The organism is Streptomyces sp. NPDC090077 (genome assembly GCF_044747545.1).
Lineage (GTDB): Bacteria > Actinomycetota > Actinomycetes > Streptomycetales > Streptomycetaceae > Streptomyces.
Genome location: NZ_JBIVEG010000013.1, coordinates 213,836 through 236,552 on the forward strand (window position 1 = coordinate 213,836; position 22,717 = coordinate 236,552).

Consider the following 22,717-nt stretch of genomic DNA (forward strand, 5'->3'; position numbering starts at 1 on the left):
CCGGCGCGGTTCGCGGGTGCGGCATCCTGGACAGGATCGACGCATGTACTCCGTGAAGACCGTCCTGACTGCCGCTGCCGCAGCGTTCCTCGCCCTCGCTCCTCCGGCTACAGCGGTCCCCACCGCCCCCACCGCCCCCTCCTCCGCGTCCGCCGCGCCACGCGCCTGCGACGGCGCCCCGACGTGCTACGTCGACGTGACGGTCGCCCAGGTCTGGGTCAGCCCCGAACAGGTACGCCCCGTGGACGCCCCGGCGACCACCAATCCCGCCGACGTCCGGGGCTGGCTGGCCGGCATGACCCTGGACGAGCGGCGCGAGGTCGCCGGGGAGACGCAGGCCCTCCACGGCATCCGGGTGACCGTCGACCGCAGCGAGTGGCACGGCGGTCTGCTCTGGGACCACGTATGGGTGCACGGCCAGCCCACCCCCAGGGACCAGGCCGGACGGGGCGCCTACCCCGGCTGGATCCCCGACCGCCAACTGACCTCGGAGCACCGGCGCCCGCCCGGCGGTACGCACGAGGAACGCGTCGCCCGCCCCACCGCCCGGGGCTTCGCCACCGCCCGGGCCGCGCTCGACGGCCCCGGATCCGGGCAGACCGGCGAGTACTCGTACAACACCTCCTTCCCGGTGGAGGCCGGCCCGCTGCCCGGAGTGGTCACCGCCCACTCCCCGAGCGGCGGCCGGGTGTTCTTCCGGGCCGGCGACCTGGCGAGGGTGCCGTCCGCGCCGAGCGGCGCGGACGTGGTCGCCGCCGCACGCGCCTTCCTGGGCCTGCCCTACCTGTGGTCGGGCACCTCCGGATTCGGCTACGACTGCTCCGGTCTCACCTCTCAGGTCTACTCCGCGCTCGGCGTGACGATCCCCCGCGACGCCCAGCCGCAGTTCGACGCGGGCGGCGGACAGGTACCCGCCGGATCGGCCGCGGGCGTGAGGATCAGCCGTACGGAGGACCTCCGCCCCGGCGACATCGTCGCCTTCCGACCCGCCACCGGCACCGAGGTCACCCACGTCGGGATCTACACGGGGACCCGGAACGGCGAACCCATGATGATCAACTCGCCTCGGACGGGCGACCCGGTCAGGGAGGAGCCCATCGGCTCCACCGGCCGCGTCTACGTCGGCGCCACCCGCTTCCTCACCCGCTGACGCATGCACCCTGGAGGAGAACACACGCGAGTCGGACGTCGGCTCAGCCGGCTCGACGGCCTCGGTCACGTTCTCACTGCCGCGAGTACGGCCTGCGGTGACTCGGGAAGCGTCTGACCCCCGTCGATGGTGATGACCTGTCCCGTGATGTAGGACGCCTGACGGCTCGCGAGGAAGGCCACGGCGTCGGCGATCTCCTGCGGCCGGCCGAGCCGGCCCAGGGGGATGGTGGCCGCCATCTGGGCTTGGTACTCCTCCCCCAGGCCGGTCAGGCCGTCCGTCGCCACGTTGCCGGGCGCCACCGCGTTCACGGTGATTCCGTACGGGGCCAGTTCCAGCGCGGCGGTCCGCATGAACCCGAGCTGCGCCGCCTTGCTGGCACCGTAGTGGCTCCAGCCCGGATAGCCGGTGACCGGTCCGGTGATCGAGGACGTGAGCACGACCCGGCCGTGCGCCGACTCCTTCAGCAGGGGCAGACAGGCGGCGACGGCGAGCATCTGGCTCTCGACGTTCACGGCGAACACCTCCCGGATGTCGCGGTGCGACATCTCGGCCAGCGGCGTACTGGGAAACACGCCCGCGTTCAGACACAGCACGTCCAGCCCCCCGAGCAACGAGCGCGCCCGCTCCGCCAAACGGCACCCCGAATCCGGATCCGCAGCGTCGAGCGCGACCATCTCCACGACCTGACCGGGACGCTGCGCCGCATCGCGGAGCGTCGCACCGAAGACTCCGGGAATGCTCCGCCCCGTGCACATCAGGTCATCACCGGAACGGGCGAACGTCGCACTGATCGAGGCTCCGATGCCACGCGTACCGCCGACCACAGCGGTCCTGCGAGGGGTGTCGTTCATTCGGGTTCCCTTCTCGACAAGGCCTGGCGCTCAAGCCGGGCGCACGCGCCGCAGGCCGCCGCGAGGGACGGGATTCGACGGAGCGTTGGCGCGGCGGTCCTCGACAACCGGGCGTCCTGGTCGGATGTAGTGGCGGATGAACTGCCGCCGGGATGCGATGGTTCCTCGGGGTGGATCTTGACGAGAGCGGCACTTCATGCCATCGCCGAATGCACTGTCGGTGTCTCCGGAAGGGCTGGGGTGGGGTTCCGCCATCGGGGACTGGCTCCGAGAGCTGCGGCGACCAGGGCGTGGATGGTGACCAGACACAGTGCCGTGCGGAACACGATCTGCTGGAGCGGGACGAGCCACAGGTGTCGCGTGCTCTCCTGGTCCGTGCGCAGCGCGTAGGCGGCGAGGGCGAGTTGGGCGAGGCAGAAGACGATCAACGTGAGCGCGGGTACGGGCGTGGTGCCGGAAGCGAGTCCGTACAGGGCGGCGGCGTCCATGAGGGGTGCCGCGAGGGGCAGGAGCAGCTGGAACACCAGCAGGTAGGGGATGGTGCGGCGGCCGAGGTGGCCGGCGGTACCGGTCTCCTTGACGGCGTGACGGTGTTTCCAGAGGGACTGCAGGGTGCCGTAGGCCCAGCGGTGGCGCTGGTGCCACAGGCCGCGGACGGTGGTGGGAACGTGCGTGTGGGCGTGGGCGTCGCTGCGGTAGACGACGCGCCAGCCCTGGCGGCACAGGGCCATGGCGATGTCGGTGTCCTCGGCCAGGGTGTCGGCGCTGATGCCGCCGCAGGAGGCGAGGGCTGATCGGCGGAAGGCCCCGATGGCTCCGGGGACGGTGGGACTGGCGCCGACCAGGTCGAAGAGGCGGCGTTCCAGGCCGAAGCTCATGACGTACTCGAGGTGCTGCCACAGGGACAGCAGGCCGGTGCGGTTGGCGACCTTGGTGTTCCCGGCCACGGCGCCGACGGTGGGGTCGGCCATGGCGGCGGCCAGGTGTGCCACCGCCCCCGGGGCGATGACGGTGTCCGCGTCGACCATGAGGATCACGTCGTGGACGGCGTGGTCGACGCCGGCGTTCAGGGCGGCGGGCTTGCCGTGGTTGGGCTGGGTCACGACCCGCACCCTGGGGTCCGCCACGGTGCGGGCCGCGGCCGCGGTGCCGTCGGTGGAGCCGTCGTCGACCACGACGACGTCGATGTCCGGGCAGCCGCCGTCCAGCAGGGCCCGTACGCAGGAGGCGATGGTCGCCCGCTCGTTGTGGGCGGGCACGACCGCGGAGACGCGGGGCAGGGGAAGGGGCACCGCCTCGGGGCGGGTGCGCCTTCGGTGCGCTGCCGCTGCCGCGCCGAGCAGGAGCAGGCGGGCGGTGGTGAGCAGCGCGACGACGTACAGCAGCCCCGCGGCGGCGGGGGGGCACGGCGACGGCTGCCTGGATCAGGCCGATCAGGGCGGTGCCGTACCAGCGGTCGAACGCGGGGGCCGGGGCCGTCTGGGGCGGCAGGCCGACCGCCTGGGTCAGGGTGGTGAAGCGGTATCCGCGTGCCTTGAGGGTGTCGATGAGCCGGCCCAGGGCGGCGACGGTCCGGGAGCGGTCGCCGCCGCCGTCGTGCAGGAGGACGACGGCTCCGCGGCCGTCCTGGGGTGCGGCGCCGTCGACGATGTCCTGGGGGGTGTGTGCCTCCCAGTCGAGTCCGTCTCGGGTGGACAGGACGGTCAGGTATCCGAGTGCGCCGGTGCGCAGGGCCGCGTGCCAGTCGCGGTTGCTGACCGCGTCGGGCATGGACGAGTACGGCGGTCGCAGGAGGATCGTGTTCTGGCCGGTGGCTCCGGCCAGGACGGCGCGGCTGGCGGCGAGTTCCAGGCGGGTCTGCCACACCGGCGCGGTGGCCAGGTCGGCGTGGGTGAAGGTGTGCAGGCCCACCTCGTGCCCGGCGGCCGTCTGCGCCCGGACCAGCTCGGGGTGCTCGGCCACATGCCGGCCGACGACGAAGAACGTTGCCGGCACCCGCTTTTCGTGCAGTACCCGAAGGATCTGCAGAGTCCAGGCGGCCACGCAGCATTCGGCGGTGCCGCTTCCCGCGAGTCGGCCCTCCTCCCCACCGGCTCCCTCACGGGTCGAGAGGTGGCGGCTGTGTGGTGGTGTGGCACACAAGTCGGCCTGTGAATGTGATGGTCCGCCACATACGACGCTGACCTATGGACTTCTACGTTGCGGCGACACCCGACGTCCCCGCAGACACCCTGGAAGTGGTGCACACGGTCTCCCCCGCAGCCAGCAGAACGAGTCCGTCCGGCATACGCAGGATCGTCGCCGCCAGTCTCGTCGGGACCACCATCGAGTGGTACGACAACTCACCGCCCCGGGCTATGACCTGGTGTTTTGTCCTCACCTAGACGCGGAAGTCAGCACCGAACCAGCACCGGAAACCGGCGTGCCGACTGGAGGCTGAAGGCGGGTGCCCCGAATTGCTCGAACGTTGGCTCCCCCAAGGCGCCTACCGTCACTAACGGTAGACGGCGGACTGGAGTCGCCGCGTCCAGCGCAAGCGCGCCAACGCCCGCTTCTACGACGGGTTCGACGCCGGAGCCCACCGCGTGCAGCAGGACTTCACCGAGGCAAGGCTGTCGCTGAAGCCGGCATCGGCCAGACGGCCGCCGGCTCGAGCCGGCGCATCCGACGGAACCGACGGCGTGGTCCGCAATGCGGAAACACCCGAACTCCTGCTGATGGGCCAGCCGTTCGCGGCGCTTGAAGCCCTGGAGTCCATCGGCGGCGCTTGTCGACATCAGTCGATCACACAGAAGTTCGGAGGAGCGGCTTGGCTATTGCATCAACCATTCGGAATTCGGTTGACCCCCTCACCTACCGTCGCTAGGTTTCCGACATACGGAAGCTCAATTCCATTCTCGGGGGAGGATGTTGGCTGCGGAATCCATGCCAGCGCCAGACGTGGCCCCTCTGATGCGCTTGGGCCGCGGAACCGTTCGACCGCAGAGCTCCTCGAGCGCACACCACACCGCTCACGTCCGGCCCTGAGCGTCGGCCGCCCGCCGCAGACCCGCGGCACTGAGGCCATCCTGACTAAGGCAACCTGACACCGTCGCACCCGCAGGGCAACACCCTGCCGAGTCGGCCGGCGCCCCGCGCCTCCGCGGGAGCTTGCCCGGTACCCGACGACCACTGCCGACGCGCCGATGTCGACGCGTGCGCAGCTCGCACCGTACGGCTCAGCGGCCCTCCCTTCGGCACGCTCGGCACGCTCGGCACGCCGAAGTGACCAGCCCGAAAACTGCTCCACCGCAACCGACGACAGGCCTGCGCGGCTCACGCTGCCGCAGGCCGGGGGTGAAACAGCAATGACCAAGAGCGTGACCGACCCATCCATCTTTCTCGCGAGCGACGATCAACCGCCTGTGGTCACGTACGGTCTCTCCGAGGAGGAGGCGGCACAGGGCCTCGCGCTGGCCGAGACGTGTCTGTCGGCGTACGGGAGCGCGTCAGCCCCGGAGTTCCAGCGGGACGCTCCGGTCCTCGCCGCGGATCTGCCCAGATCCCTGAGGACCGCCGTCAACTCGGCGCGGCTGCACGACAGGTTGCACGCACTGGTCATCAAAGGCAATCGCGTGGACGGGACGGCTTTGGAGGACACGCCGACGCACTGGCGCGACGCGGATACGCCGGAAAGTCGGGTGCACGCCGTACTGCTGTCCCTGTACGCGGCGTTGCTGGGAGACGCCATCGGGTGGGCCACTCAGCAGGACGGCAAGGTGATCACCGATGTGCTGCCCATCCCGGGGTACGAGGACAGCCTGGTCAGCTCCTGCAGCGAGCAGGAGCTGGGATGGCACACCGAGGACGCCTTCTCCGTGTCGCGTGCCGACTACGTCGGGCTCTACTGTCTGCGGTCACCGGAGCGCATTCCCACCACGCTCGCGGGTGTCGACCTCGCGCGAGTTCCGGATGTGATTGCCGACGTCCTGGCGCAGGAACGGTTCCACATCCTCCCCGACTCCTCCCACGACGCGGCCAACAACTCCGATGGCGGCGGGGCGAATCCGGAGGCCTTCGCCCGGCTCGCGCAACAGCAGAAGGAGCAGGAGCCGGTGTCCGTCCTCGGCGGAAGCCCTGACGCACCGGTGCTGCGGATCGACAGGGACTTCACGGTCGCCCGGGACGGGGACGCCGACGCGTCCGAGGCGCTGCGCTGGATCATCGCCCACCTCGACGAGCAGCTGTACGACTTCGTCCTGGAGCCCGGTGACATCGCGTTCGTCGACAACCGCAATGTGGTGCACGGCCGGCGTTCCTTCCGCCCGCGCTACGACGGCCGGGACCGCTGGCTCAAGCGCGTCAACGTCGTCGCGGACCTGCGGCGCACCCGTGCTGATCGCGCCGGCGCGGCCACACGTGTGATCGGCTGAAGGAGAGCACGTGACCCTGCACGACATCGCGCCCGCCCTGCTCGAGGACTGGCTGCGCAACCGCTACTTCTCCGCCCGCTACGACATCTCCAGTTCCGGTCTGACCCCGTGCACGCTCGGCGAATTGCGTCGGAGCCTGGGCATCGACAGCGCGGAGCTGGACGCCATTCCGTTCCGGGACAGCCCGTCGACGGGCAGTGAGCGACTGCGAGGGGCCATCGCCGCTCGCTACGCGCCGGGACATGCGGACCGGGTGATGGCAACCCACGGCGCGAGCGAGAGCCTTTTCCTCGCCATCGCCGCCCTGGTGAAGCCCGGGGACGAAATCGTCACCCTGCGCCCCGTCTATCAGTCTCTCTCTTCCATCGCCGAAGCCCTCGGTGCCCGTCTGCGGACGTGGGAACTGCGCGCCGAGGACGGATTCGTTCCGGATCTGGAGCTACTGCGGGCGGTGCTGACGCCGCGCACTCGCGCCGTCGTGGTCAACTTCCCCCACAATCCCACAGGGACGACCCTCTCCCGCACGCAGTACGACGAGCTCCTCCGACTGGTCGACAGCCACGGCTGCCACCTGCTCTGGGACGCGTCCTTCGCAGAGCTGGCCCACGATGGCGATCCGCTGCCCGAGCCGACCGGTCGGCTGGAGCGGGCGCTGTCCTTCTCGACGCTGTCCAAGGCCTACGGTCTTCCCGGCCTGCGCGTCGGCTGGTGCGTCGCCCCGCCGCGGCTGATACCCGAGATGGTGCGGCTTCGCGACTACCTCACCATCAGCACGTCACCTGTGGCAGAGCACTTGGCGGCGGTGACCCTGGAGCAGGCCGACAAGGTGCTGGCCCCGCACCGGGAACTCGCTTTCGGGAACCGGGCGTTGCTCCTCGACTGGGCCGCACGGAATTCCGGTCGGATCGAGCTGCCGACCCCTCTCGGCGGCGTGACCGCCTTCCCCCGCCTCGTGGGAGTGCCGGACGTGACCGCATTCTGCGACGCCCTCGAAGCGGAGGACGGGGTTCTCGTCGTGCCGGGTGACTGTTTCGACCACCCCGACCGCATCCGGGTCGGATTCGGAGGGTCGGCGTCCGAGCTCTCGGCCGGCCTCGATCTGCTGGCGGCGCGCGTGCGCCGGATGTCCGGGGTGCGCGTGCCGGGCGAGCAGGAGGCGGTATGACCACCGGAGCGCCGGCGCCGGAGCGAACGGCCCCCGCCCGTCCCGTCCGGGAACTGCTCGGCCACCGGCCCTATTGGGTCTGGACCCTGATCGTCCAGCTCGTGAACGGGCCCGCCCTGATGGCGGCCATCGCCTTCGCGGGTCTCACCGCGGTGAGTACCGGTTCCGCGAAGGACGGCGGCGTCATGGTGGCCTCGCTGATCCTCGCCGACGTCGTCTCCTCCGGCCTCATCGGCAAGGTCGCGGACCGTACGTCGGGCCGGACCGTTCAGGTGGCCTCCGCGTCCCTGGCGGCACTGGGGCTGGCATCGGTCGGTCTGGCGGCCGGCCTCGGCGCGCCGCTGGCAGTGCTGTGCCTGCTGTGCGCGGTGGCCGGCCTCGGCCTCGGCGGCCTGACCGGACTCACCCGTACGCTCCTCAACTCGGCTGTTCCGGAAAGGCTGGTGCAGCGCGCGCTCGCCATCAACGCCACCGTGATGGAGCTGCTGGTGGTCGGAGCCCCGCTGATCGCGGGGGCCGCGATCGTGCTGTTCGGCCGGCTCGGCGGCGTGGCCGCGATGGCCGGCGGCTGTGCCGTACTGGCCCTCCTGCTGGCCTTCTCGCGTACGGCGGCACGTCCGTCCCCGACCGACCCGCCCGAGGACGACGACCAGGGTGAGCAGGACCGCTCCGAGAAGCAGCGCGAACCGCTGTGGAATCTGGGATTCATCGCCTGGGTCGCGGTGGGCGTCGCCTTCAGCCACACCCTCGGCGCCATCGAAACGGCAGCCCTGCCGTTGGCCCAGAGCCTGGGGTCGGGCACCTTCGGCGGCGGGGCGATCATCACGGTCCTCGCCGTGAGCAGCGCCCTCGCCGGAATCGGCTACACCGTCCTGACGGACCGGCTCCCCGGCGGCCCCGGAACGCAGGCGGGGGCACTCCTGGCGGTGGTGGCCGTGGCGGCCGTCGGGGTGGGGCAGGCACGCGGCTGGGCCTCGCTGCTCGCCGTCGTGGTCGTCGCGGGCCTGTGCACCGCTCCGCTCAACGCGATCCGCTCCTACGCAGTCGAGAAGACCATTCCGGAGCACCGGCGCTCCGAGGGGTTCGGCTGGCTCTACACGACGGGGGCATGCGGGTTCGCGGCCAGCGGTCTGGGTCTGACCGCGCTGCCGTTGCACATCGCGCTCGCCGCGCCCGCCGTGAGCTGCCTCGTGGCCGTGGCCCTCCTCACCGCCACCGCGGTGCGACGCCGGCGGGCGGCCTGACCGTCGGTACCCCCGCACGACGGTGCCCGCCAGGAGGGGCTGTCCCCCGTCCGCGGGGCCGGCTCGCGCTCGCGGCGGCACCCGTACAGCCCCATCGATTCACAGGAAGGCGATCCAGCATGTCGAAGTCATTGGTCTGTCTGCCGTTCGCGGGAGGAGGGGCCGGCTTCTACCGGGCCTGGCCCAAGAACCGGTTGGCGGGAACGAGCATCCTTCCCCTCCAGCTGCCCGGACGCGAGGAGCGGTTCGGAGAGCAGCCGCACACCGACGCGCAGACCGCCGCCCGCGATCTGTTTCGGTCCCTGGAAGTGAGGGCCGAAGGCCCTGTCGCGCTCTTCGGCCACAGTCTCGGTGCGGTGCTCGCCTTCGAGTTGGCCAGGGAGTTGGAAGCCCGTGGAACGGTCGAGCTGTGCCACCTGTTCGTCAGCGGATCGCCCGGCCCCTGGACGGGCCGCAGCGAGCGGGCCACCGGTCTCGGCGACGACGAGTTCGTCGAACAGGTCGCGCGCTTCGCCGGATACCGCCACCCCGCCCTGGACGACCCCACCCTGCGCGAGGTACTGCTGCCGACGTTGCGGGCCGACACGGAAATGCACGAGGACTACAAGCCCTCCTCGGCTGACCCCCTCTCGGTCCCGATCACGGCACTGCGCGGAGCCGAGGACACGCTCGTCTCTGAGGGGGAAGCCGGGCAGTGGGCGGCGGCCACACGGGGTGGCTTCACGTACATGGAACTCCCGGGAGGCCACATGTACCTGGCGGAGTCCGCCGAGCGGCTCCTCGACACGATGGGCGGGGTCCTGGGATGAGCGGGGGCCGCGCCCTGGAAGGCAAGGTCGCTCTCATCACCGGCGCGGCCCGGGGCCTGGGCCGCGCCTGCGCGGTCCGGTTCGCGCGCGAGGGCGCCTCCCTCGCCCTCGCCGACATCGGAGGTGACATCGACGGCGTGCCCTACCCGCTTGGTTCGGCGGCACAGCTCACGCACACGGCTCGGCTGTGCCGACAGGAGGGCGCCGCAGTGCTCTCCCTGAGTCTCGACGTCCGCGACAGCGGGTCCGTCGCGGCCGGCGTGGAGCGGGCACTCGACCGCTTCGGGAGGGTCGACGTGCTCCTGAACAATGCCGGGATCGCGGCTCCTTCCGGCAAGGCCGTCCACGAGATCACTGATGACGAGTGGGCGATGATGCTCGACGTCGACCTCTCGGGGGCCTGGCGCATGATGCGGGCCGTGGCACCGGGGATGATCGCGAACCAGTCCGGCAGCGTGCTCAACGTCTCCTCGACCGCCGGCCTGGTCGGCTACCGGCACTTCGCAGGGTACGTGGCCGCGAAACACGGTCTCGTCGGCCTGACCAAGGCGGCCGCCCTGGACTACGCCCCCCACCGGGTCAGGGTCAACGCCCTGTGCCCCGGTTCGGTGCGCGACGACCCGGCGGTGGACGGGCGCATGCTGTCCGAGATCGCCCGGTCCCTCGACGTGTCGGTCGAGGAGCACGAGGAGGTCTTCCTCCAAGCCCAGCCCATGAACGCGCTGATGGACCCGACGGACATCGCCGGAGCCGCCCTGTGGCTGGCGGCCGACGACTCCCGCCGGGTGACAGGGAGCGTACTCACGGTCGACGGCGGTTTCACCACTCGCTGAGACCCGCTCCGGTACCCGTACCACCTCGCAGTTCGAACAGGAGATTCCCATGGTGGCCATCCACCGACCCCTGCGGGCTCACGCCTCCCTCCACAGTCTGGTGGCGCCCTGCCCGAACCCGCCGACTGCGGAAGTTCTGCACCAGCGCCTGACGGGCATCGCCGGAGGCGTCGCGGGCTGGAGCTTCTGGGAGTCCCCCGCACCGGTCTCGTCCACTGATCCGGCGGCGCCGCGGTACGTGCGGCGCGAGGCCGAGCGCCCGCTGCACTCCGCACAACGCCTGCGCGTCGTACTCGTCCGCTACGGCGACGGAGCCGGTGTGCTGGTCCTCGTGGCCGACCGCGCGACCCTGTCCCGCACGGACCTGGACCGGACGGCGAACGCCCTCGCCACGGGCGCCGAACTGCGCGTCACGCCGCACTCCGCCCCCGCGCTGCCGCGTTCGGCGGCCGTGCCCGCGTGGGGTTTGGGCGAGCCGCACACCCCGGGCCCCGTGGAGCCCATTCCCTTCGAGGTGCCGGCCGGACGGCCACTGGACGTCTCCCTGCTCGCCCTCGCCGCAGCCGTCGTCCTTTCCCGCTACGAGACGGCCGAGTCGCCTCGCGTAGGAGTGTTGGACCCGGACGGCGGCCCGCACGCGCGGGACATGATGTGCGTCTACGAACTCGGTCTCTCTCCCGTCGAGGGGGAGCGGCCGGCCGCCTTCGCGAACCACGTCTCGTACACGCTCGGCGGCGCCGGCACGCCGTCTGCCGAAGCCGTCGGAGCCGTCCTGCCCTGCGTCGGAGTGGTTCTCGGCGACGCCGTGGCCGGGCAGGTCTACCGGCCCTGCCTCGCGCCGTACTTCCCCCTCACGCTGCACGCCGTACGGCAACCCGACGGGTCCGTTCGGGGCAGCTGCACGTACGACCCGGCCGTCGTGGCGACCGCGGTGGCCGAGGCGTTCACGCGCGGGGTGGCGCGAGTCGCCGCGCAGCTGGCCGCCGGCGGGGACGACACCGCGGCGGTCACCGTCATGCCGATGGACGCTGCCGAGGCATCGCACATGGCCTTGCTCGGCACCGGACCCGCGCGGGAGCGCGCCCACGCGACCGAGCCGCAGGCCGGTATCCATGACCGGTTCCGCGAGATGGTCCGCACCCGTGCCGACGCGGTCGCGGTGAGCGGCGCGGGGACGGAGCTGACGTTCCGCCGACTCGACGAGCTGGCGGAGGACATGGCCGTCGCACTGCGCGGGCTGGGCGCGGGGCCGGGCCGGATGGTGGGCGTGTGCCTGGAACGGGACCCCCTGCTGGTGGTCACCCTGCTCGCGGTGCTCAAGGCAGGCTGTGCGTACGTTCCCATGGACACCCGCTATCCGGAGGATCGGCTGCGCTACGTCACCGCGCACGCCGACGTCGCCGTGGTGGTCACCGATCTGCCGGACTTTCCCGATGTCGGAGGTGTCAAGCGCGTCGGTCCGCAGGAGCTGTTGGATCTCGCCGCCACGGCGCCGCCCGGAGCCGATGCGGCACCCCGAGGGGACGGGGACGCGCCCGCTTACGTCATCTACACCTCGGGTTCCACGGGCCGGCCCAAGGGTGTGGTGGTACCCCACCGCAACGTCCTCGCCCTCGTGGACGCCACGGAGGAGGACTTCGGGCTCGGCCCGCACGACGTGTGGACGATGTTCCATTCGAGCGCCTTCGACTTCTCGGTCTGGGAGATCTGGGGTTGTCTCCTCACGGGCGGGCGGCTCGTGGTGGTCCCGTACTGGATCACGCGTGACACGGACCGCTTCCACGAACTCCTCGCCGAGCAGCACGTGACCGTGCTCAGTCAGACGCCGTCGGCGTTCGGGCAGCTCGTGGCCGCCGACCGGGATTCGGATGTCCGGCTCGCCGTGCGGCTGATCGTCTTCGGCGGCGAGCCGCTCGACACCCGCATGCTCCTGCCCTGGTTCACCCGGTACCCGCCCGCCTCCTGCCGTCCGGTCAACATGTTCGGGATCACCGAGACCACCGTGCACGTGACCGCCGAGACGATCACTCCGGAATCGGCCCTGCGCGGCTCGCGTTGCGTCGGCCGCCCGCTACCCGGATGGTCGGTGAGCGTGCGCGACGACCGGGGGCATCTGCTGCCGGCCGGTGCCGCGGGCGAGATCTGGGTCGGGGGCGCGGGGGTCGCGGACGGCTACCTCGGACAGCCGGAGCTGACGGCGGAGAGGTTCGTCCTCGCCCCGTCCGGCCGGGGACGGATCTACCGCAGCGGCGACAAGGGCCGGCTTCTGCCCGACGGCCGCCTGGAGCACCTGGGCAGGATCGACAGCCAGGTCAAGCTTCGCGGCTTCCGCATCGAGCTCGACGAGATCCGCCACGTACTGCTCTCCTCAGCCGACGTCCTCGCCGCGGCCGTCGCCCTCGATCCCGGAGACCAGGGCGATCCGACGACCGCGCGCATCGACGCGTACGCCGTGCTGAGGGCCGGCGCACGCCCGGCGGAGGTGCTGTCGCACGCGCGGAGGACTCTCCCCGACTACATGGTCCCGACCACCCTCACTCCCGTGGAAGCCATCCCCCTGACGATCAACGGGAAGCTGGACGCCTCCCGTCTGCCCACCCTCGGCAGCGGGCCGACACCGGCCGTCGTCCGGGACGGCGGGCGCAGCACTCCGGCCGACGCCCCCTCGGCGGATCCGCTGGAGGAGGCCGTGCTCGACCTCTGGCGGCGGCGCCTCGGCACCGAGGTGGGCGTCCAGGACAACTTCTTCGAGCTGGGCGGCAATTCGCTGCTCGTCGTGCGCGTGATCGCCGAGCTCAGGGAGCTGGGACTGCCGAAGGTCTCGGTCCAGGAGTTCTACGGCAACTCGACCGCGGGTCGGTTCGTCGAGCTGGTGCGCAGCCGCAGCGGCGGGGCCACGACCGCGGATCGGACGAACTGATCCCCGCCACGCCCGCACGTACACCGCTGCAGCGAACCGAACACTTCTCCACTCACACCAGAATCACGAGGCCCACGCATGCTGCCCAAGTACCGTCTGATGGTCCCGGGACCCACGCCGCTGCCGCCCGCGGTCACCATGGCCGCGGTGCGACCGATCGAGGATGAGCGCACCCCCGAATACGCGGCTGTCTTCCGGCGGATCCTCGACAACCTGAAGAAGATGTTCCGCACCGAGAACAGCGTCCTGGTCTTCACCTCCAGCATGACCGGCGCATTCGAAGGGGCCGTGCAGAACCTGCTCTCGCCGGGAGACCACGTCCTGGTCGCGGTCAACGGCGTGTACGGCGACCGATGGGCCACGCTGTGCCGCGCCTTCGGCCTGCGGGTCACCGAGGTGGGCGCTGCCTGGGGCGAGGCCGTGGACATGCGCGAAGTGGCCCGCACACTGGCAGAGCACGGCGACATCACGGCGGCCATCGCCGTGCACTGCGAGACCTCGACGGGCGTCGTCAACGACATCGAGGCCTTCGGGCGGGCGGCCGCGGACGTCCTGAGCGTGGTCGACACCGCCTCGGGTCTGGGGGCCTGTGAACTGCGGACCGACGACTGGGGCATCGACGTGGTCGTCGCGGGCGGCCAGAAGGCCCTCATGACGCCGCCCGGTGTGGCCTTCGCCAGTATCAGTGAGAACGCCTGGCGGCATCACGCGAAGGCCACGCTGCCCCGGTTCTACTTCGACTGGACCCAGGTGCGCGCCACGACCGAGAGCGCGCTGGCGCACACCCCGTGGACGCCCGCCATCACCCTGCTCAGCCAGCTCGACGTGGCGCTGGGGCAGATCCTGGAGGAGGGCCTGGACAACGTCCTGCGGCGGCACGTCGTCCTCGGCAGGATGGCCCGGGCCGGTGTGCGCGCCATGGGCCTGGAGGTGTACGGCACGGATGACGACCGTGCCGGGTCCGTCACCGCCGTGCGCTTGCCCCGGGGCATCGATGTCGAGGCCCTCATCCGCTCGGCGTTCGTGCGACACGGCGTGCAGTTCGTGGGCGGTCCCGGCGCGCTCGCGGGTCACGTCCTGCGGATCGGCCACTGCGGTTACGTCGACGCCTTCGACGTGCTGAGTGCGCTCGGCGCCCTCGAGCTGTCGCTCTGCGACACCGGACACGACCTCGTCGTCGGAGAGGGAGTAGCGGCCGCGCTGCGCACCTTCCACACATCGGCGGATGCGGTATGACGCCCTCCTCGACCGCCGACACGGCGAGGGCTGCCCGAGACGACTCCGCGGCGGACACGCTGCGGCCACTGACCGAGCTCTTCGCCGAGCAGGCGGCCCGCCGTCCCGACGCGCTCGCGGTCCTCGGCGACGGCCAGCGGCTGACGTACGGGGAGCTCGCCGATGCCGCCGCCCGGCTGGCGGGCCGGCTCGCAGCCCTGGGGCTGGGGCCGGGTGACCGGGTCGGGGTCTGTCTGCCGCACTCCCCCGACCTGTTGGTCGCTCTGCTGGGCATTCTGACGACCGGGGCGTCCTACGTCCCGCTCGACCTCGACTACCCACCCCAGCGCCTGGAGTTCATCACCTCCGACATGGCGTTGAGCCACGTCGTCGTCTCGGACGAGACCGCCGGAAGCTGTCCGGCCCGCTCCGCCTGCCTCGTCCCCGTCCACGAACCGGACGTGGCACGGGGCGAAGGCCCGCACGAGCGGGCAGCCGGGCGGGTCCCGCCGAGGACACCGGCAGGCGAGGACCCCGCCTGCGTCATCTACACCTCGGGATCGACCGGGCGGCCCAAGGGGGTTCTCATACCGCACCGGGCCCTGACCAATCTCGCTCTGGCAGCCGGAGAGGAGTTCCGGCTGGCGCCGGGGGACCGGTTCCTCGTGAACCTCTCGGCCGGCTTCTCGGGATCCCTGGAGGAGCTCTTCCCCCCGCTGGTGCACGGGGCAGCCGTCGTCATACCGGCCGAACGGCAACGGCTGTCCACGGTGGACGGTCTCATGGCGTGCCTGCGGCGCCACGAGGTGACGGCACTCATCCTGACCACCGCGCTGTGGCACGTCGTGGTCCGTGAACTCGCCGACACCGGAGCGCGGTTCCCCACCCGCGTGCGACTGGTGGGGGTGTCCGGCGAGCGCTGCCACCCCGAGTTCCTGCCGCTGTGGGCGCGCCTCCAGGTACCGCTGGTGCACATCTACGGTCCGACCGAATACACGGCGACCGTCACCTACTACACCCTGCCCGCCGGGGCACGCCTACCCGTGGGGGCGCTCCTGCCCATCGGCAAGCCGATCCGGGGCACTCGGGTGCACATTCTGGACCCGGACCTGCACCCGGTCGCCGAGGGGGCGGAGGGAGAACTGTTCGTCGGCGGCGACTCGCTCGCCCTCGGCTACCACGACCGGCCCGAGCTCACGGCCGCGCGATTCGTCCCGGATCCCTTCGCGCCGGATGCCCCGGACACCCACCGGTCACGCCTCTACCGGACCGGAGACAGGGTGCGCCGTCGGCCGGACGGCAACCTGGAGTTCATCGGCCGCGTCGACGACCAGATCAAGATCCGCGGATACCGGGTGGAGCCGGGAGAGATCGAATCGGCGCTCACCCGCCACCCCGGCGTACGGCAGTCCGTCGTCACCCTGGCCGAGAGCGCCGGCGGGCACCGCCGTCTGGTGGCCTACGTGGTGCCCGCCACCGACCCCGGGGCAGCACCGCCTACCGACGCCGATCTGAGCGCCGCACTCGCGTCCGAGCTGCCCGCGTACATGGTGCCCGCCACCTACGTACGGATCGCCGCGATCCCGCTGAACAACCACGGCAAGATCGATCGGGCAGCCCTGCCCGAGCCTCCCGGGACACGCCCCGGCCTGGAAGTGCCCTACAGGGCACCGGGCACCGGCTCGGAGGCCTACCTGTGCGCGCTGTGGGCCGAACTCCTCGGCATCGACGAGGTGGGTGCCGACGATCCCTTCCTCTCCCTCGGCGGCGACTCACTCCTGGCCCACCGCGTCCTCGGCCGTATCCGCAGCGACCTCCGCCGGCATCCAGAGGTCCGGGACGTGTTCGCCGCCACCACGGTGCGCCGGCTCGCGGCGGTCGTGGACGCGACGCCCTCGGGCACCGAGTCCGCACCGTTGCCCGGCCTCGCCTCGGCCAAGGCCCGCCGGGCGGACTTCGCCGAGCGGCTCGGAGCGCTCAGCGGCCTGCCGGTGCTCGGCCCCCTCTCGGAGAGCCAGAGCGGGATCTGGTTCCACGGACTGCTCGCTCCCGCCAGTACCCTCTACCTCACCCCCTGGCTGTGCCGCCTTTCGGGCCGCCTCGACCACGCCGCCCTGCGGAACGCTTTCGACGTCCTGGTCCGCCGGCACGAGGCGCTGCGCACCGCGTTCGCCAACGTCGACGGCGAGCCGGCCCAGGTCACGGGCGCGCCCGCCACGTTGACCATCGAGGACCTGCGGGAGGCCCCCGACCCCGAGGCGGAGGCCCTGCGACGCGCAGAGGCACTCGGCCGGACGCCCATGGACACCGCGAAGGGTCCGCTGCTGCGGATGAGCCTGCTCCGTGTCGGGGACGAGGAGCACCTCCTCGTGTGCGCGGCGCATCACCTCGTCCTCGACGGCCGCTCGCAGCACGTGCTCCTGGAGCAGCTGGCCGACGCCTACGGCCGGGAACTCACCACACCCGGCCGGCACCCGCAGCAGGTCGAAACCACGACCCGGCATACCGATTTCGCCGCCTGGCAGACGGCGTTCCTCGACGATCCCGAGGCCGCGGCCCAGCTCGACTGGTGGCGTGATCAGCTCGACGGCTGTACGCCGCTGTGGCCGGCCGTGCACGAGGCCGGGAGCCGAAGCGGGTTGGGGGACGAGACCGGGGCCTCGGTCACGTTCGAGCTCGGTTCGCCCGCCGATCTGCGGCGCGCGGCCGCGGCCGCCGGTGTCACACCGTACGTCGTACTGCTCGCTTCCTTCCTGTCCGTGCTCCGGCGGGAGAGCGGGCGGGAGGACGTGGCGGTCGGCACGCCGGTCCTGGGGCGGAGCCTGCCCGAGTTCCGCGACGTACTGGGGATGTTCGTGAACACGCTGGTGATGCGGCCGCGTCTGCACGACGGCATGACCCACCACGAGGAACTCGACGCGGTGCGGCAGTGCGTCCTGGACGCCTTCGCGCACCAGGACGTACCCATTGACCGCATCATCGCGCACACCTCGGCAGGCACCCGCAGAAGGGTCGGCGAGAACCCCTTCTTCAACGTCCTGTTCAACTACGAACGCGACACGTCACAGGCCGTGGAATGGCCCGGGCTGGCCCTCGGCCCTGCCCGCGACCTGCCCACCGGCACGGCCCACACCGACCTCGTCCTGACGGTCACGGAGTACCCGGACCGCTTGGAAGGACGCCTCGACCACCGCACCGCCCGCATCGACGCGGACACCGCGGCCAGGCTCGCGGCCGCGTGCCGCTCGCTCCTGGAGCACGGGCGCCCAGGGGCGCCTGGAGCTGAAGGCCCGCCCGAGCCGGTGCCGAACACCTGAGCAGTGCCCGGCAGTACCAGCACTACCGAAGAGAGAAGACGATGGACCCGCTCGAGTACCAGCTCCTGCGCCACACCTGGTTCCCGATCGCACGGATCGAGGACGTCACCGACCGGCCGGTCCAGGCCAACATCCTCGGCACCAAGCTCGTGGTGTACCGGGTCGGGGACACGATGACCGTAGCCCGTGCCGCCTGCCCGCACCGCGGCGTCGACCTGTCCATGGGCGAGATCCGGGACGGCGGCCTCGAGTGCCCCTACCACGGTTGGATCTTCTCGGCCGGCACCGGTGTGTGCACGCACGTACCCTCCCTGCCCGCGGGAAGCGCTCCGGTGCGTACGCAGCTCCAGACCTACCGGGTGGCAGAGGCGTACGGCCATGTCTGGAGCTGTCTTGAGGAGCCCTACCTGCCGCTGCCCGCACTGGCCGACGTGGGGACGGTCGAGTGGCAGCTCGCCTTCGGCGAGCCGAACGACCTCGACTGCGGGATGCGGCAACTCACCGAGAATTTCCGCGACATGGGCCACTTCCCCTTCGTGCACCAGGGAAGCATGGGGCCCGACGTGCGCCGTGTCGTGGCCCCGTACCAGGTGCGGCGCGACGGCTGGGACCTCGAATGGCAGCTGTCCACCGACCTGGGCGGCACGGCCCTGGAAGGGAACAAGGCACTCGGCACACGGCAGACGCTCACCTACCACCTCTCCCTGCCCATGTTCGCGTGGATCCGGACCACGTTCCCCGACGGCGGCCGTCGACTCGTCGCGCAGTTCGCCACGCCCATCTCCGAAGACGGCCTGCGCGTGAGGGAGTTCTGGGTCGTCGGGATCGACAGGATCGTGGCGGAGGAGCACGGCGTGTCCATCGAGCAGATGTGGGAGTACGAGCGGATCATCTTCGAAGAGGACTTCCCCATCGTGGAGAACCAGGAGCCGCGCGAAGCGCCCCTGGACATACGCAGCCAGGCGCACGCACCTGCCGACAAGTACTCCATCGCCTACCGGCGCACCTACGTCGAGCTCCTTGAGGCCTTCGCGAAGGAGAAGGGGCTGGAGGCTCGGTGACCGGGCGCGTCCACGCACCCCGGTTCGCGGGAGAGGTCGCACTGGTCACCGGCGCCGCCACCGGGATCGGCGCGGCAACCGCCCGCGCCCTGGCCGCCGAAGGCGCGGCCGTGGTCGTCAACCACTGGCGCACGGAGCGGCCGGCCCGTGCCGTCGTCGAGGCGATCGAATCGGAGGGCGGCAGGGCGTTGGCCGTCGAGGCCGACGTGTCAGACGCGGACGCGGTCGCCCGGATGGTGGCGACGGCCCACGAGGCCTTCGGGTCGATCGGGATCCTGGTCAACAACGCCGGCGTCATCTCTCGTGCTGCCGTCACGGAGCTCGAGGAGGCCGAGTGGGACCGGGTTGTCGACACCAACCTCAAGGGCGTCTACCTGGTCACCCGCGCGGTGGTTCCCGACATGATCGAGAGTGGTCGCGGGCGCATCGTCAACATCTCCTCGGACCTCGCCCTCACCGGAGAGGCCCGGCTCGTCCACTACTGCGCGGCCAAGAGCGGGGTCATCGGCCTGACCAAAGCGCTCGCCCATGAGCTGATCCCCCACGGCATCAACGTCAACGCGATCGCCCCCGGCATGACGGAGACGCCCATGCTCACCGCCAACCCCGTCACCTACAACCCGGAACGCGAACGCTCCATCCCGGCGGGCCGCTGGGGCAGGCCCGAGGACATCGCGGCCAGCGTCTGCTTCCTGGCCTCCGCGGAAGCCGACTACTACGTGGGGTGGCTGCTGAGCCCCAACGGCGGCATCGCGATGTGACCGCGCCCTGCCCATACGAAAGCCACTCCCGACGAGGAAGAACTTCCATGATCAGGATTGCGGTACGTCCGCAGCCCCTCCCTTCGGTGCTGCGAACCGCCCTCGACCAGGCGCCCTGCGAGCAGGTCCGGCCCGAACACGCGGAGGCGCTCGTCTGGCTGGGCTCGGACCCCGAGGCGCTCACCACGGAACTCACCCGCATGCCGCACGTCCGCTGGGTACAGCTGCCGTGGTCGGGTGTGGAGGAGTACGCCCCCTCCATGCGGCCCGACGTACGCTGGACCTCGGCGCGCGGAGTGCTCGCCGAGCCGGTGGCCGAGCACGCGCTGATGCTGTCGATGCTCGCTCTGCGCTCCGCTGACCGTTCGGTGCGCGCGGGGCGTTGGTCCCCGCAGGAGCCGCGGTCGTTGTACGACGCCGATGTGGTGATCGTCGGTGCCGGTGAGGTGGCGGCGGCACTGCTGCGACTGCTCGCCCCGCTACGGGTCCGGGCCACGGTCGTACGCCGACGCGCCGAGCCCGTGGCGGGAGCGGCGCGCGTCGTCACGTCCGACCGGCTGCTGGAAGTCGTCGCGACAGCCGACGTGGTGGTACTCACCGCGGCACTCACCGGCGCGACGCGCGGCCTGATCGACGCGGACGTGTTGGCGGCGATGCGCCCGGACGCCTGCCTGGTCAACGTGGCGCGCGGAGGACTCGTCGTCACCGACGACCTGGTCACGGCGCTGCGCGAGCGGCGGATCGGCGCCGCTGCGCTCGATGTGACGGATCCGGAGCCGCTCCCTGAAGGGCATCCGCTGTGGGACCTGGAGAACTGCTTCCTCACCGCGCACTGCGCGGGTGATCTGCCGTACTCGTGGCCCGCCTTCGCGGATCTGGTCCGCGACAACATCGAACGCCGCGCGCAGGGCCGCGAGTTGCGGAACACCGTGTCCCTCGAATTCGGCTACTGAGCCACCCGCCCCCGGTGGCGGACACGAGCAAGCACGACGCGGGAACCGTCCGACCGGCCCCGTGCCCACCACGCAGTTGACGAAGGGAATGTTCTTCCATGGCAGGGACTGACCGGGAACCCGGCAGCACCGGCGATCAGGCGCGGGCCTCGGCCGCGACACGGTATCCGTTGTCACCCTCGCAGCACGGCATGTGGTTCCTCGACCAGCTCATGCCGGGCCGGACGCTCTACAGCATCCCGTGGGCCGTGCGTGTACGCGGCCCCCTCGACGCGGCCGCCCTGCACGCGGCCGTCGACGAGACCGCCCGCCGGCACGACGCCCTCCGTTCGCGTTTCACCAGCACGGACGGTGTCCCGTCACAGATCATCGACGAGGGCCGGCTTCCCGAGTGGCGGGAGACCGACCTCACCGACACCGACGAGGCGCACCGGGACCTGCTGCTCGCCAGGACGCTGCGGGCCGCGGGAGAACGCCCCTTCGACCTGGCCTTCGGGCAGCTGCTGCGCGTGGAACTCGTCACGCTCGCCGCGCAGGACCACGTCGTCCTGTTCACCGCGCACCACATCGTCTTCGACGGCTGGTCCCGCGAGCTCCTGCACCAGGAGATCGACACCCACTACGAGGCCTTCGCAGAGGGCCGGCCGAGCCCCCTGCCACCTCCGCCCACACAGTACGGGCCCTACGCGCGGGGCCTGCGCGAGCGTCTGGACGGCAACGGGCTCGAGGAACAGCTCGAACACTGGGAAGAGCGCCTGCGCGGGGTCGGCGGGCCGCTCGAACTCCCGGGCGACCGTCCTCGGCCGTCCCGGTCCGACCACATGGGCGCCGCCTGCCTGGTGCCCCTGCCCAAGGACCTGGAGGAGCGGATCCGGGCCGGGGCCAGGGAGCAGCGCTGCAGTCCGTTCATGGTCTGTCTCGCCGCGTTCACGGCGTTCCTCCAACGGTCCACCGGCCGCTCGGACGTGATCGTCGGCGTGCCGGCAGCGGGACGCACGCGTCCGGACCTCGTCGACCTCATAGGGTTGTTCGTCAACACCCTGCCACTGCGCACCGATCTCTCGGGCACTCCCACCTTCACCGAGCTGCTCCGTCAGGTGCGGTCCACCACCCTGGCGGCCTTCGTCCGTCAGGACGTCCCCCTGGACGCCCTGGTGCAACGCCTGCGCCCCGAGCGCGATCCTTCAGGCCCGCATCCGCTGTTCGGGATCATCTTCTCGGCGGAGGACCGTACGCCGCGCCACGACGCACGTCCTGGGCTCCTCGGCAGCGGTGAACACGAGGAGGTATGGACGGGCACGGCGAAGGTGGACCTCACCGTCACCGTCGTCATGGGATGCGACCAGCCCCGTCTCCAGCTGGAATACTCCACCGCACTCTATGACGAGGCGACCGTGCGCCGGTTCGCCGACCGGTACCTGAGGCTGCTGGCGGGTCTGATGGCAGAGCCCGACGACCGGATCGACGAGCCCGCGATGCTCTCCGAGGAGGAGAGGCTGCGCGGCGAGCAAGAGGTCCTGACAGCGCCCGAGGCCCCGACGCCGACCGATGCCGAGACCGGGCGTACGGCGACGGCGCCGGAGCTCGGGGAACTGACGAGGGAGCTCCGCGAGGTGTACGCGGACCTCCTCGACCTGCCGGTGCGGGCCGACGGCACGCCTGCGGTGGCGGATCACGAAAGCTTCTTCGAGGTCGGCGGCTATTCGCTGCTCGCCGTCCAACTGGTGGGCCGAATCAAGGCGAAGTTCGGGGTCGAGGTCGGGATCCGTGACGTCTTCGAGGCTTCGACGCCGGCGGAACTGGCACAGCGGGTGGCCGCCGCACGTCCGACAGGGAGCCGGCCGGCACTGGTGCCGGCGGTGCGGCCGGATGTCGTGCCCCTGTCGTACGCGCAGCGCCGACTCTGGTTCCTGGCACAACTGGAAGGTCCCAACAGCACCTACAACGTGCCGGTGGTGCTCCGGCTCACGGGCACGATCGATCCCGCGGCGCTCCAGGCCGCTCTCGTGGACCTGGTGACCCG

The 22,717-nt window shown here is 71.3% G+C and carries 16 protein-coding genes and 1 pseudogene; 14 read left to right on the plus strand and 3 right to left on the minus strand.

What is annotated here, in order from left to right:
- The first annotated feature begins 43 nt into the window (after window positions 1–43).
- A complete protein-coding gene (locus ACIPW5_RS22725; RefSeq protein WP_401247714.1) occupies window positions 44–1,150 on the plus strand; it encodes a C40 family peptidase in 1,107 nt (368 codons plus the stop codon).
- 65 nt (window positions 1,151–1,215) lie between these two features.
- Here ACIPW5_RS22725 and ACIPW5_RS22730 read toward each other — a convergent pair whose 3' ends face one another.
- The 3 genes and pseudogenes from ACIPW5_RS22730 to ACIPW5_RS22740 form a co-directional block, all read right to left on the minus strand.
- Window positions 1,216–2,004 (minus strand): SDR family NAD(P)-dependent oxidoreductase, encoded by a 789-nt coding sequence (locus ACIPW5_RS22730; protein WP_401247717.1) that lies wholly within the window; start codon window positions 2,002–2,004, stop codon window positions 1,216–1,218.
- 194 nt (window positions 2,005–2,198) lie between these two features.
- Window positions 2,199–3,296: a glycosyltransferase gene (locus ACIPW5_RS22735; protein WP_401247719.1), complete on the minus strand. Its 1,098-nt coding sequence runs from the start codon at window positions 3,294–3,296 to the stop codon at window positions 2,199–2,201.
- Window positions 3,297–3,816: 520 nt separating this feature from the next.
- Window positions 3,817–4,047, minus strand: a pseudogene (locus tag ACIPW5_RS22740) (polysaccharide deacetylase family protein); the annotation flags it as partial.
- 143 nt (window positions 4,048–4,190) lie between these two features.
- Here ACIPW5_RS22740 and ACIPW5_RS22745 point away from each other — a divergent pair.
- From ACIPW5_RS22745 to ACIPW5_RS22805, 13 genes are all read left to right on the plus strand, one after another.
- Window positions 4,191–4,388 (plus strand): hypothetical protein, encoded by a 198-nt coding sequence (locus tag ACIPW5_RS22745; protein WP_401247775.1) that lies wholly within the window; start codon window positions 4,191–4,193, stop codon window positions 4,386–4,388.
- A gap of 963 nt (window positions 4,389–5,351) precedes the next feature.
- Entirely contained in the window at window positions 5,352–6,416 is a 1,065-nt protein-coding gene (gene gntD, locus ACIPW5_RS22750; protein ID WP_401247721.1) for a guanitoxin biosynthesis L-enduracididine beta-hydroxylase GntD, read from the plus strand.
- Window positions 6,417–6,426: 10 nt separating this feature from the next.
- Window positions 6,427–7,581, plus strand: coding sequence for a capreomycidine synthase (gene vioD, locus ACIPW5_RS22755; protein ID WP_401247724.1), 1,155 nt, complete (start codon window positions 6,427–6,429; stop codon window positions 7,579–7,581).
- Window positions 7,578–8,825: an MFS transporter gene (locus ACIPW5_RS22760; RefSeq protein ID WP_401247726.1), complete on the plus strand. Its 1,248-nt coding sequence runs from the start codon at window positions 7,578–7,580 to the stop codon at window positions 8,823–8,825. The genes vioD and ACIPW5_RS22760 overlap by 4 nt, the downstream gene beginning before the upstream one ends.
- 119 nt (window positions 8,826–8,944) lie before the next feature.
- The gene (locus tag ACIPW5_RS22765; RefSeq protein WP_401247729.1) at window positions 8,945–9,634 is read left to right on the plus strand and encodes a thioesterase II family protein; all 690 of its coding nucleotides are present in this window, start codon (window positions 8,945–8,947) and stop codon (window positions 9,632–9,634) included.
- A complete protein-coding gene (locus ACIPW5_RS22770) occupies window positions 9,631–10,467 on the plus strand; it encodes an SDR family oxidoreductase (RefSeq protein WP_401247731.1) in 837 nt (278 codons plus the stop codon). The genes ACIPW5_RS22765 and ACIPW5_RS22770 overlap by 4 nt, the downstream gene beginning before the upstream one ends.
- Window positions 10,468–10,516: 49 nt before the next feature.
- Entirely contained in the window at window positions 10,517–13,387 is a 2,871-nt protein-coding gene (locus tag ACIPW5_RS22775; RefSeq protein WP_401247734.1) for a non-ribosomal peptide synthetase, read from the plus strand.
- 78 nt (window positions 13,388–13,465) lie between these two features.
- Complete coding sequence (locus ACIPW5_RS22780; protein ID WP_401247737.1) at window positions 13,466–14,623, plus strand: pyridoxal-phosphate-dependent aminotransferase family protein; 1,158 nt, start codon at window positions 13,466–13,468, stop codon at window positions 14,621–14,623.
- Window positions 14,620–17,919 (plus strand): amino acid adenylation domain-containing protein, encoded by a 3,300-nt coding sequence (locus tag ACIPW5_RS22785; protein ID WP_401247739.1) that lies wholly within the window; start codon window positions 14,620–14,622, stop codon window positions 17,917–17,919. The genes ACIPW5_RS22780 and ACIPW5_RS22785 overlap by 4 nt, the downstream gene beginning before the upstream one ends.
- Window positions 17,920–17,960: 41 nt before the next feature.
- Window positions 17,961–18,980, plus strand: a complete 1,020-nt coding sequence (locus tag ACIPW5_RS22790; RefSeq protein WP_401247742.1) for a Rieske 2Fe-2S domain-containing protein — start codon at window positions 17,961–17,963, stop codon at window positions 18,978–18,980.
- Complete coding sequence (locus ACIPW5_RS22795) at window positions 18,977–19,741, plus strand: glucose 1-dehydrogenase (RefSeq protein ID WP_401247744.1); 765 nt, start codon at window positions 18,977–18,979, stop codon at window positions 19,739–19,741. Before ACIPW5_RS22790 ends, ACIPW5_RS22795 begins: the two co-directional genes overlap by 4 nt.
- 47 nt (window positions 19,742–19,788) lie before the next feature.
- Complete coding sequence (locus ACIPW5_RS22800) at window positions 19,789–20,694, plus strand: NAD(P)-dependent oxidoreductase (RefSeq protein WP_401247745.1); 906 nt, start codon at window positions 19,789–19,791, stop codon at window positions 20,692–20,694.
- 98 nt (window positions 20,695–20,792) lie between these two features.
- Window positions 20,793–22,717, plus strand: a 1,925-nt coding sequence (locus ACIPW5_RS22805; RefSeq protein WP_401247747.1) for a condensation domain-containing protein, incomplete at its 3' end; no start/stop codon positions are given.